At 51.1% G+C, this 12,443-nt stretch carries 8 protein-coding genes; 1 reads left to right on the forward strand and 7 read right to left on the reverse strand.

The annotated features are described in order from the left end of the window. Positions 1-36: 36 nt before the first annotated feature. The 6 genes from MHN33_RS12070 to MHN33_RS12095 form a co-directional block, all read right to left on the reverse strand. Entirely contained in the window at positions 37-2,211 is a 2,175-nt protein-coding gene (locus tag MHN33_RS12070; RefSeq protein WP_239398234.1) for a carbohydrate-binding protein, read from the reverse strand. 543 nt (positions 2,212-2,754) lie between these two features. Continuing rightward, positions 2,755-5,358, reverse strand: coding sequence for a TonB-dependent receptor (locus MHN33_RS12075; protein ID WP_239398235.1), 2,604 nt, complete (start codon positions 5,356-5,358; stop codon positions 2,755-2,757). 166 nt (positions 5,359-5,524) lie between these two features. Then, a complete protein-coding gene (locus MHN33_RS12080) occupies positions 5,525-7,123 on the reverse strand; it encodes a glycoside hydrolase family 3 protein (RefSeq protein ID WP_239398236.1) in 1,599 nt (532 codons plus the stop codon). Between the two features lie 154 nt (positions 7,124-7,277). Further along, complete coding sequence (locus MHN33_RS12085; protein ID WP_239398237.1) at positions 7,278-8,051, reverse strand: ATP-binding cassette domain-containing protein; 774 nt, start codon at positions 8,049-8,051, stop codon at positions 7,278-7,280. Next, entirely contained in the window at positions 8,044-9,012 is a 969-nt protein-coding gene (locus MHN33_RS12090) for an ABC transporter permease (protein ID WP_239398238.1), read from the reverse strand. Before MHN33_RS12090 ends, MHN33_RS12085 begins: the two co-directional genes overlap by 8 nt. A gap of 8 nt (positions 9,013-9,020) precedes the next feature. Next, complete coding sequence (locus tag MHN33_RS12095) at positions 9,021-10,106, reverse strand: substrate-binding domain-containing protein (protein WP_239398239.1); 1,086 nt, start codon at positions 10,104-10,106, stop codon at positions 9,021-9,023. Between the two features lie 295 nt (positions 10,107-10,401). Here MHN33_RS12095 and MHN33_RS12100 point away from each other — a divergent pair, with 295 nt between their 5' ends. Continuing rightward, a complete protein-coding gene (locus MHN33_RS12100) occupies positions 10,402-11,583 on the forward strand; it encodes an ROK family transcriptional regulator (RefSeq protein ID WP_239398240.1) in 1,182 nt (393 codons plus the stop codon). Here the strand turns inward: MHN33_RS12100 and MHN33_RS12105 are convergent. After that, positions 11,580-12,416: a sulfurtransferase gene (locus tag MHN33_RS12105; RefSeq protein ID WP_239398241.1), complete on the reverse strand. Its 837-nt coding sequence runs from the start codon at positions 12,414-12,416 to the stop codon at positions 11,580-11,582. The two genes, MHN33_RS12100 and MHN33_RS12105, sit on opposite strands and share 4 nt — an antisense overlap. Between the last annotated feature and the right edge of the window lie 27 nt (positions 12,417-12,443).

A 12,443-nucleotide genomic window follows, 5' to 3' on the forward strand; every position in this document is an offset into this window, starting at 1 on the left:
TGGCTTTTTAGTGAGTGTCATTTTATCAGCATGCTGTTACTGACAATTGGCAATTTCTTTCCACGGACCCAGTGAGGCGGGGTTATTGCCCTGCGTCCACCACTTCGCTTCATAGGTTTTACCACCAAAGGTAACCTGATCCCCGCCGGTGTACACCTGAGTTTCATTCCAGGGAGCCGGGCAAGAATTGCCTGGTTCAAAGGTGACCTGCACGCTGTGTGCAGCAGACAGTGCCGTGAAGGTGTAACTTGACTGCGCTGTCACGCTCACCCCATCGACTTTCAATGTCGCCACACGGTAACCGCTGTCTGGCACAAACGTCAGTGTGAAGTCGGTGTTGCCTTTGGCGCTGATCACACCGCTTGCATCCGGGGCTGGTGAAATGCTGCCGCCCGTGCCCACAACCGTGGCTGTGATGTCATAGAATACCGGTACATCAATGACCACATCGACAAAGTTACCCGATACGTAATCGAAGTTGGCCGCACTGAGGCTGTTCACATCGGTGTTCTTCAGTACCAGACGCTTCTGATCGCCTTTTGATGCCGTCTCATCCAGTGTGATCACCGTATCTGCCCCTTCCTGCGTCAGGATCAGCATGGAGAAGCTGTAGTTGAACAGTGGCATGCTGATCACGGTTTTGGCCGGATCAAAACTGTTCACTGTCAGTGTCATATTCCAGCCCCAGTTCTGGCTGTTCAGCGGCACGATAAAGCCCAGGCGATCGTAGCCACCAGTTACGTTATCGAACATCTCAGGTGTCAGATCGGCAATCGTCAGGCCCACCAGCTCAATCGAGCTGTAGATGCCGCCATCTTTGGCCTGAACACCCACGACTAAAGCGGTGTCTGTCTCGTAGGCTTTGAGGTGTTTAAAACCAATCCCGGCTGTACCACGAATTTTATCAAGCGAAGGGTTAAAGCCATTCACTGTTTGCTTACCTGACCAGGCAATTTCATAAATATCCGACTGGGCAATCACCGCTTCAGTGTTCACGTTCACAGCCGCAGCCGATACCCCTTCGAGTACCACACGCTGACCGGCAAATGCCAGTTCAGCACCCGCTGGGACATCCGACACAGTCAGGTTACTCAGCGGAGCGCTCGCCTGCCAGTCACGCAGAATAATGCGATCTTCACCTACAGTGAAGTCGCGTACTGTGGTCACAGAGCCACTTTGCTCATGCAGCTCGATAACATCCACGCCGCCACCTGGCAGTACTAAATCGTTACCCCAGCCTGCCGAGAGTTTTTCATCGTATTTTGAGCCCTCAATCACATCGTCCGCCGGGGTGTCGAAGATAGTATTGTAACCACCAAATTTATGAACGTACTTAGTGATACAGGTGCCCAGTTCATCACAGGTGATCTCATCTTTGGTCAGCAGGCGCGCTGTTCCCCATGCACCACGCAGGTGCGCCGCAGCCAGCAGGCCCGACATGGTTGCCTGTACCGTGATTGGATTGCCGTTATCATCTTTGTCCGGCCAACTCTTAGCCAGCGCCTGCTCCCAGGTCATGTTGGCCGCTGTCAGTAGCTGGGTCATCACGCCATAGTTAAAGCGCATGGCATCACGCATCACCAGTTCCTGATTATCCGGGATCAGCAGGTCGGCAAATGAGTTCACGCCGTTTTTGCCCACAAAGGTACCTTCCCAGCGGTTAACGTCGGTGGCCTGAATTTTGTTACCACCAGAGCCGACAATTTCCACCAGCGCCTCGGTTTTACAGCCGATCCAGGTGCTGTCTTCCACAAACACATAAAAGCTGTCGTACTCAGTGCCATCAACCGTCACCACTTTCGGACTATAGTAGCCCGCATCGATCAGCACGGCTTCACCCAGCTGATATCCCACAAACCCCCAGGCGTTCATGGAGTTATACTGCATCTTCTTAAACATTTCGGGATCATTCGGAGTCTGCGCATTGTAAAAGCCATCAATGCCCAGCTTAGTGAAGAACTGATTAATGGTGGTAGGTTCCGGGATCATGCTGCCTGTTGAACAATCCCGGATCATGCGTCCCGGTGCCGACACTTTGGCATACTTATAAACCGGGTTATCGAGGTTCTCCAGGTAAAAATCTGCAAGCGCAGGGTTAATCCCCGATTCGAAGTTTCTTAAGCTGTCCAGAAAGTCCTGTACGCCGGTTCCCGCCGACGCAGAACAACTTAATATTACGGCCACTGCACATCCTGTCATTTTTAATTTCATTAGGTGTTTCCTCATTATTTTTTTAATCGAAACAAACCCAGCAATACCAACCCGATCAGAGCAACAATTTTAATGAACAACCGCAGCCCAACCCGAAGCCACCTACCAATAAACCCGCATTAATTATCCATACCGGGTTCATATCACTGAGGTAGTGAGCTAACCTATCTTGCATCACACACAAAACAGGCATTTCTATTTGCTCAACTAACATACAAGCTAGCGCTCACAAAATAATAAGTCAAATGTTTTTACAAAATTTATTGCAATAAGTTTTCACGATAAAGTGAGTACAAGAAAGCATAGAAATAAGGCAAGCCGGGCAAACCTGCCTTAATCGAGTAGAAGTGTGAGTGCACAGCACTGACCCAAACAATGTTTGCCAGGGCAACTCATGCTAGCACCCTTATCCGCGCACCTGGGCAACCTTCCTTGCCAGGTCACGCGCGGATTGACCAGTTAAAACCAAACCGGCCTAAAGGAAGCGGGTACTTCCTTTATTCTGTCATCACACGGTACGGGCGACCGTGCAGGCTGTCAGTACTAGAAGCGAATGCTGGCACCGACAAAGTAACGGGTACCAAACTCATCCACAGCATGGACAATATTGCCCGCTGTTGGTTGTCTCAGTACCAGGGCTTCATTGAGCAGGTTCACCGCTTCCAGTGACACATCAATGTTGTCTGTCACGTGCCAAACCACAGAGGCATCTACCTGATCATAGGCATCGTTCAGGCTATCCAGGCCACTGCCGTTGAGCTGCCTGACCCAGTTGTCACGGTAGTTGTACGCCAGACGCACGCTGAACAGGTCATTTTCGTAGTAACCCGACAGGTTGTAGGAGTTTTGCGATACTTCCTCTATCGGCATTTCCTTACCGGTCGAGTCAGTGCGGCTGCTGTCGGTATAGGTGTAGTTTGCCTGCACCCCAAACCCATTTTCGAATGCATGCTGATATTGCAATTCAATACCGCGTACATCGGCCGTGCCCACGTTACGTGAACGCGTTACCAGACACCCTTCACCACACCCTGGATAAAACTCAGCAGCGGTCGTTTGCTCGATGTAGTCACTGATGTTTTTCACAAACAAGGTCGCACCTAGCACGGACGACGGGTTAAAGTACCACTCAACCCCCATGTCGTATTGATCTGACTTATAAGGGTCCAGATCCGGGCTGCCGACGTTCGCCGTTTTAAAGCTCTCTGAAATGATATCCGCGACTTTCATATCGTCATAATCTGGACGTGATACGGTTGAACCGGCGGCAAAACGGAAGATCATGTCCTCACTCAGGTCGATGGCTAAATTCAGGCTTGGCAGATAATTGGTGTAGGTTTTATCCACCTCTCCTTTCACTCCATTGATTTCACCTTTAGAGAGAATGTCGGTTTCCACCACCCGCAGACCTAAATTACCGCGGAATCCTTCACCCGAGAAATTGGCTTTCACATAGGCCGCCGCAATGTCTTCTTCAATTGAAAATGCATCTTTGACGGTAATGGTACCTGGCGCATTACTACGCGCATAATCCCACAAGCCACGTGTCGCAATCGGGAAAGTAGAGAGGCTACCGGCGCGCCCTTCTGCACTGTGCAGACCTGACACAAATCCGCCATTGAAATTGCCCAGCGTCAATCGCTCACCGCCTTCACGGATAGCATCCACACTCAGATCCTGGTTATTTTCGTGGTAAGAAAAGACTTGCTCCTGGAACTTGATACCCGTCTGGATAGAAGTGATCACCGGCGAGTCCAGTTCAAAAGTAAAGTCGGCCTGAATATAGTCTATTTCATTGTCGCGTTCATAATTGATATAAGTAAATTCGTGGAATAACTCTAAATTATCGTGGCTGCTCAGGTAATCAGAATTCACCGGTTGTAGCTCCAGCGGACCATCGACACTGTAAGAAAAACCTGAGTTAGCACGCTCGGTAATGTCACCCCACCAGGTACTCGTCTGGCCAATGCGACCCTCAGCGGTCGACTGACCCAGGACAAAGTCTGCCGACCAGGTGTCGGCCTGATAATTAGCCGTAAAGTTAAGCACATCCGACTGCATATTGGGCGTGCGCAATACGCTGTTATTAAACAATGGCGCACCACCCGGGCCTGAGGCCGTCACAGTCGCACCGGTCACTATGCCTTGTTCATTAACGGTGACCGTGTCGCTCTGGAGCGTACCTGAACTCATGATGGCAAACATCGCCGAGTTAACATGGTCATTTTCCAGTTCAAACAGATTGTAGTCCAGGCTTAAGGTTAGGGCATCGCTGGGTGCATACTGAACACTTATCTGACTACTGCTGCGCTCTCTGTCTTCGTCGAATATAATCGATGAAGCACAGCACGAGGTCTTTCTTAAAATACCTGCGCTGTCTTCCAGCTCAGATGCGCCAGGTGGCCCGAAGGTGGATAAGGTTTCACGATATACTTTCGACTCTTCATTGGAGTATGCGACAAGGATACCAAAGTTTTCCTGGTCATTTTTCCAGCTTGCCAAACCTGAGTATGCCGGTGACCAGTCTTCGGCGTTGCTGTGATAGGCATTTTCCACCGACGCAAACACAGTGCCTGAATCCATATCGAGCGGCTTACGGGTCTTGAGGTTAACCGTGCCACCCATGGCGCCTTCGTTGATGTCTGATTCAACCGATTTATAAACATCCATCCCGGAGATTTGCTCTGATGCGAGCATCTCAAAGTTAAAGCTTCGGTTCATACCCCCCAGATCAAACCAGCCAACACTGGCGACGTTCTGGCCATTTAGCAGCACCATACTATGCTCCGGGGCAGTACCACGTACGGTAACACCACTTACCTCACCAAAGGTTCTGACCACAGTCACCCCCGGAATACGCTGCATCGCATCACCGATGTTTTTATCCGGGAACTTACCTATATCTTCCGCCGAGATAGAGTCGACAACGGAATTCGCGAAGCGTTTCGTGTTAAGTGCCTCAGTGAGGCTGCGTCGGATCCCTCTGACTTCAATGGTTTCGATTGCCTGATTCGCACCATCCTGTTCTTCAGCCGCAGCACCAAATGACATACCCGACAACGCCGTTGCCACGCAGGCCGCTATATAACTGGACTTCAGATAACTGTTCAGATACCTGGTTTTTACCTTTGAGCCCTGATTTTTCATGCTCTTCTCCCCTTTGCCGTTTCCCAAGCCGTTCATTCCCAGTGAGTCGACTGGCTTGTGTTATTATCAAACTGTCATTTTTTATTAGTAAAATTGATGTACTAAGTATTTATTAAATCATTTTGACTAATTGTCAAGCACTTATTATTTCGTTTATCTGATCTTTTTAAAGTTGTTCCGCAATCGCCCGGGCACTCACGGCTCTGCTTGAGTAAGCACAAACATAAGTCAATAAATCAGTATATTGCGATATTTCGTAGTCGGAGCGCATAGCAATGACAATGACCTTGTCAGGCCACTTTTGGAGTGCCTGCTGGACACGTTGCTGCTGCGCCACCACATCGAAGCTTTCGCCAGGTAAGGGATAATCTTCAGTGATCAACACTAAAGGCTCAGCCAGCGGTTCGGTGGGTGCCTGTAACGCTGCCATCAGCTGCTCATGCTGCCACAGCCGATATTCCCGTCCGCGCTCAGCCAGTGTCTCAAGGATCACATCCCGCGCCGAGTTGGGATCGTTCGGACCTATTCCCCGGCTGTTGACTATGCTGTCGTACCCTTTGGGATCTGCGGCAAATGCCAGCGTAAATGCACGGCCTTCGAGTGGCCATTGCTGGCGCTCGTTACGCACTACCCGAATGGCCGCCACTGCCGCCTCACGCGCCAGTTCATTGGCGCTTTCCAACACACTGGGCGCGGTTTGTGGCAATGCGGCAAAATGTTGATATTTAAATGCCAGTACCTGTTGTAATCGGGCGTCAATCACGGATTCACTCAGGTTGCCAAGCCTGACGGCTTCAATCACCCCCTCTATGGTTTGTGCCTGAATGGCCTTATAGGGTGTCGTACTGTTTTCGTAGTGTTCTTCACTGAGCATCACCAGATTGGCCCCCGCCTGTAGTGCCAGAATGGCCGCCTCTGCGGGCGCGTAGTTCTTGCGCATTGACCACATATTCATGCTGTCGGTGATTATCAGTCCCTCAAATCCCAGCTGTTGACGCAGTACGCCCTGCAAAATGGTCGCAGATAAAGTTGCCGGATAATCGGGGTCGATCTGCGGGTAGCAAATATGGCTGGTCATGATCAAGGGAACACCTGATTCAATCGCGGCTCTGAAAGGCAGCAGATCTTCACGCATTAATTGCTGTAATGATTTGTCGACTACCGGCAAAGTCTGGTGGGAATCGCTGTGGGTGTCGCCATGGCCCGGGAAGTGTTTTGCGCAGCTCAGGCTGCCATTGCGCTGCACACCACGTACCGCCGCTGCAACATGCCGGGCAACGTGATGACTCTGCTCACCAAAGGCCCGTAAGCCAATGATGGGATTATCCGGATTGGCATTAACATCGGCACAGGGCGACAGCAAGGTATTGTAGCCGACTTCCTGCATCTGCTCTGCAAAAACCTGATACATGTCTGCGGTGAGCGCCGTGTTGTCGGCTTTGCCCAGACCCAGGTTGCCGGGTCCCAGATCGGTATACCGGGTCAGGATCCCCCAGGCACCTTCCTGATCAACGGCCAGCAATAATGGGGCATCACAGGCTCTGAGCGAAGCTTCATGTTGTAACTCGCGGGCTAATTGCGCCGCACTGGTTGGATTCGCGGCATTATCATCGGTAATATAAAACCCACCAATATAGCGCTCCTTGACCAAGGCCTTTGCGTAGTCACGATCTTCTCCTGCAAATGCCAAGACAAACAGCTGTCCGACTTTTTCTTCGACTGAGAGTGTGTCGATAAGCTGTGCTACTTTCTTTTCAATATCCATACTGCCCTCTGATTTTTGGCAAAACTAAGCCCTCGGCGCCATGGCGCCGATTTATAATTCGTTCAGGTAATGAGGTGCCTGTTCGGCCCCCTCGGGTGAAACTGAGCCTGAGATAGCCAGCTTACTGACTATCTAAGGAGCAGGACTAAATCCGTTATGCAGCGGATTTCGCCCCGGTGATCAATCCAACCAGATCTTCTTTAGTCACATCGCTGACCGACACATCTGCTACTGATTGGCCCTGATATAACACCACAGCACGGTCGCAGGTTTCGACCACATGCTGCATATTGTGGCTGATCAGCAGCACCGCAACGCCCTGCGAGCTGATCACATTGATCAATTCATTGACCTGGGCACTTTGCTCGACCCCCAGGGCCGCCGTCGGCTCATCCATAATCACAATATCGGCACCCCAGTTCACTGCGCGGGCAATGGCCACCGCCTGACGCTGACCACCAGACAAACGATGGATCTGTTCCTGATAGCTCGGGATACGACTGTTCAGCCGGTTCAGCGCTTTCTTCGCCCGTTTCTCCATGGCTTTTTTATCCAGCCAGCCGAGTCGGCGCAAGACTGGGTTCTTATGCAGGATCTCCCGGTTAAGAAAGAGGTTTTCTGTGATATCGAACTCGGGCACCATGGCTAAGTCCTGAAACACGGTTTCTATGCCGGCCTCGCGCGCCGCCAGCGGGGAGTCGATATGCACCGGCTGACCATTAACCAGCACTGCACCTTCATCGGGCGGGTGGATCCCTGAGATACAACGAACCAGTGTTGATTTACCGGCGCCATTGTCGCCCAGTAATCCCACAACTTCGCCTTTATTAATGGTGAAACTGACCCCTTTAAGGGCATGAACACCACCAAAACGCTTATGTACATCCCTGACTTCGAGGGCGATTTGATCTAATGCACTTCTAACCATTTTTCAACTCCTTGACACCAATTGCCACTGCCACAATCAGGATCGCGCCGCGGGCTATCATTTGTTCATTTGTGGAAAAGCCAGACAAAATCAGGCCGTTGTTGATCATGCCCATTAACCAGGAACCCAGAATGGCACCGATGATACAGGCGCGGCCACCAAACAGGCTGGTGCCGCCAATCGCCACGGCTGCGATAACCGTCAGCAGGTCGGCCTCGCCCAGGGTATAACGCGCCCCGTGCAGACGGCCGGCATACAACAGTCCCGCCAGTGCCGCAGCCATGGAGGAGATAACCAGCGCATAAATACGGATCTGAGTAACTTTAATGCCCATAGCCAGAGCCGCTTTCGGACTGCCGCCGACTGCAAGTAAGTGCTTACCAAATGCGAGCTTAGTCAGGACCACGTAGCCCAGCGCAGCAATCACCAGAGTCCAGATAAATAAAGAAGGAATGCCCAGTAGCTCACCAGCGCCAAAAAACGCGGTAAAGGTTTGATCTATGATTGGCACAGACTCCAGATTAGTCAGCTGGCGCGATAAGCCGGTGATCACACCCATAGTTCCTAATGTGATCAATAATGAGGACACCTGTAACCGTTCGATCAGCAGGCCATTGATCAGGCCAACTATCAGACCCACACTGAGTGCACCTAATACCGCCAGCGGGATCCCCACATGTTGCAGCAATAATGCCCCGACCAGCGCCGATAATGCCACCACAGAGCCAATCGACAGATCGATGTGGCCCACTGCCAGCGCAAAAGTCAGTCCTACCGCCATGACGGTAATGGGCGCAGTCTGGCGCACAATATTCATAAAATTGGTCAGGCTAAAAAAGCCCGTATCATGCAGTGCGACTGCAAAAATCAGCATCACTGCAAGGAATATATAGTAGATAAAAAACTCTCGTTTCACTGCCAGCAACTTGAGTTGCTGCAAAGGTAGTTGATTAACGCTCATGGTATTCCTTATTGTTTTAACGCTAAATTCAGGAGTCTGGGCAAGGGCGACTGGAACGCGCGCTGCCAGATCTCAGCAATATTGTCTCGTTTAACAGTATCAAACGGCACCAGGGTAAAATGTGGTGCCGGCAAGCCCAGCGTTGAGGCTGCGCCCAGCCGGGCCATGGTTTGCCCAATATCAAAAGGTCTGTCTGAAATCGTGCCATAGACGTTGCCACCCATCGCCATATCCAGTAGATTGTTGACACCCAGATCATGGGTGATCACTTTAATATCACGCCGACCCAATGAGCGTAGCGCTTCAACCACGCCTTCTGCCGCAGCATCCCAGGAAACATAAATGGCCTCCAGCTCGGGGTGCTGTAATACCATGGCTGCTGCCACATTGCTGGTCTCGTGCTCTTTGATAAAACCCTTTTCGATAATGACGTTGAGTTCAGGATAGGCTTTTAGCCCTTTGCGGTAAGCATTGTCACGATTATTGGTGATAAAATAGCTGGCGTCATGGTAGATCATGCCAACCTTACCTGTGTTATCCAGCGCCTTCGCTGTCAGATCGGCCGCCGCCTTACCCATGCCAAACATGTCATCGGTCACAATACCAACAAAGTCTTTACCCTGTTCAAAGCCGGGAATGGGGTTACTGAGCAACACCAGTTTAGCGCCCCGTTCTATTGCTTTGGCATAACTTTGCCTGGTGCTGACACCGTCAACACTCAGCGACAAAATGATATCGGGGTTCAATGCCGCAATGTTCTCCAGATCCGCCACTTGTTTAGCGGGATCGAACTGAGCGTCGGTTGCTGCCACCACTTTAATGCCTAACTTTTCAAATTCGTCACGTGCCCCACGTGATACCGCAGCAACCCAGGGACTGGCGCCGTGCCAGACCAGCGCAGCAGTCAAACCTTTTGATTTAATCGCCTCACTTTGCTGCTTGGTCAGGTGGATATCACTGGATTTTGCGGCTTTGCTCCAGTCGATACTTTGTGCCGCCCAGCTCATCGACGTTGCACAGAGCGCAGCAGCGGCAAATATCCCGCTCAGCCACGCCCGACGGCGATGACCCTTCATCTGAGTTCCTGTAGACATAGGTAGATCCTGCTGTTGATTTATTAAAATTCGCACTTGCGAGTACCCTAGCCGCCACTTTTATACTGGCATTTAGGATCAGTTTTGTTGTATTTATAGTCATATTCAGCCAACAAAGGATTTATGTCAATTAGTTTGACTAATTATTTTTTATTCGGTTTAGTCTCATGATCGAGTAAGATGATCGGCTTAGTTCAGGGATAATGTGTTGTGTAAGCAGGTACATACGGCACATTGACTGGGGTGATATCATCATAAAGCCCCCAATTCAGATTCAAATAGTAAGGCGAACACATTGAAAGGCTCCAACGCAAAACAGAATAAATCAATAAATTTGCGTCTTGTACTCTCTCAGATTGTCACGCAGGGGCCAATCTCCCGTGTTGAGATTGCCCGCAATACCCAGCTGACCAAACAGACCATTACCAATATGGTCGAAGAACTGCTGAGCGTTCAGCTGGTGGAAGAAACGGGTATCAAGAAATCCGAAGGTGCGGGCAAACCGTCAAAAATGCTGGTGCTAAATAAAAAGGCCGCCTATACGCTGGCAGTGCGTATTGTCGACCATGAGCTGGAGGTTGGCTTATTTTACCTCAATGGCGAACTGCTCAACCGCTTGCATACCCGGCTAGATACCAGTGATGTTTTACTCGATAAAACCCAATACCTGATAGACACCTTGCTAACCGTCGCTAACCTGAGTGTCTCTCAGGTGCTGGGTTGCGGCTTGTCAGTCCAATTGAGCCACCTCAAAGGGGTCGAGATTTTTGCCCATAACCGTCAGCTGCAGCAACAACTGGCAGATACTCTGGGCGTGCCCGTTGCACTGGAAACCACGGCATCCGCCTGCGCCAGTTATCAAATGCTGTTTGGTGAAGCGCGGCTGCTGGACAGCTTTGTCTATGTGCACCTGGGAAATCAGGTGGAATCGGCGGTGGTATATGACCGACGGATCTTGCTCGGTCAGAATGGTCTGACCGGAGCTCTGGGCGAGCTATTCGTTACCCCCGAAACCGACGATGACACCGCAGAGCTGGGACGACTCAACGACTTTGCATCGCTCAGTGTACTTAAACACAGTCTGGGGCGCCCGGGTTGCAGCACAGAAGAGCTGCATCACCAGTTGCAGGAGCACCCGGTGATCGCGCGCTGGCTTGAGCAGGCTGCCGAGCCGATGCGGATCGCCATTCATAGCATCGAGTCCCTGCTGAATACCCAGACCATCATTTTAGGGGGAGATATTAATGACTGGCTGCTGGATAAGCTGACCTCTGAACTACGTCCATTTATTCCATCAATAGCCCAGTTTGGCGAGCGCCAGGTCGTGCGGCTGGTCAAAACCCCCGACGTTGCCAATATCGCCCTCAAGGGCATTGCAACCTTGCCACTGCACAGTGCACTCAGTGCAAAGAACATGCAGACCTTATACTTACCGGCCCTTAACCAGCCCAGTGAGCTTCAGGAACTGGTTTATTAACTTTGTGGGGCAAGTGTCGCAATCGGCACGTCCGGGTCTTGCCCCCATTCGCTCCAGGAAGCATCATAAACAGATAGAGGGGAATACCCGCATTCATCGGCAATCATGGCCAGAATACAGGCGGTGATCCCGGACCCACAACTAAACTGCAAGGCCTGACTGGTGACACCCGCTTCGCTCAGTAGTGCCCGCAACTGCGCCTTAGGCTTTAGCAACCCACTGCTATCCAGTACACTGGCATAATGGACATTGGCACTGCCTGGAATATGCCCGCTACGCATCCCCGCTCTGGGCTCACTTTCCTGACCGCTAAATCTTGCCGGGCTGCGGGCATCCAGTAATAAAACCCTGGGGTCGTCTATTGCTGCTAACACCGCCGCTTTATCGATAAAATAGCCATACTGAGGTTGGGCAACAAAATCGCCGGACTCACTCGTATGCGTATACTCAGGTGCAAGTGGCAAGCCCAGCTCCAGCCATTTGACCAGCCCCCCATCCAACACGTAAACCTGCTCAAACCCCATGGCCTTAAACATCCACCAGGCACGGGCCGCGCTGAACAAGCCAAAGTTATCATAAACAATCACGGTATCCCGCTGGTTGATCCCCAGTCGTCTTGCCGCTTGCTGAAATTGTTCGGCACTGCACATCGTGCTGGGAAATCTGCCATCAGGATCACTAAACGTCTGACCAATATTAAATCGTTTTGCGCCAGCAATGATCCCCGGTGGATGATAGACGCCCTGCGTGCCGACTTTAAGCATGCCGCAATCCAGCACCACTGCGTGATTGAGGTTGCTCAGTAACCAGTGACAACTTTTAATGTTTTTCATAATATTAACTTTTGCTGAAATTGAGGT

Source organism: Pseudoalteromonas sp. OOF1S-7, assembly GCF_022347765.1.
Lineage (GTDB): Bacteria > Pseudomonadota > Gammaproteobacteria > Enterobacterales > Alteromonadaceae > Pseudoalteromonas.

Bases quoted from the DNA above. Each gene is read 5' to 3' on its own strand.
- MHN33_RS12070 (WP_239398234.1), bottom strand. From the start codon at position 2,211: ATGAAATTAAAAATGACAGGATGTGCAGTGGCCGTAATATTAAGTTGT.
- MHN33_RS12075 (WP_239398235.1), bottom strand. From the start codon at position 5,358: ATGAAAAATCAGGGCTCAAAGGTAAAAACCAGGTATCTGAACAGTTAT.
- MHN33_RS12080 (WP_239398236.1), bottom strand. From the start codon at position 7,123: ATGGATATTGAAAAGAAAGTAGCACAGCTTATCGACACACTCTCAGTC.
- MHN33_RS12085 (WP_239398237.1), bottom strand. From the start codon at position 8,051: ATGGTTAGAAGTGCATTAGATCAAATCGCCCTCGAAGTCAGGGATGTA.
- MHN33_RS12090 (WP_239398238.1), bottom strand. From the start codon at position 9,012: ATGAGCGTTAATCAACTACCTTTGCAGCAACTCAAGTTGCTGGCAGTG.
- MHN33_RS12095 (WP_239398239.1), bottom strand. From the start codon at position 10,106: ATGTCTACAGGAACTCAGATGAAGGGTCATCGCCGTCGGGCGTGGCTG.
- MHN33_RS12105 (WP_239398241.1), bottom strand. From the start codon at position 12,416: ATGAAAAACATTAAAAGTTGTCACTGGTTACTGAGCAACCTCAATCAC.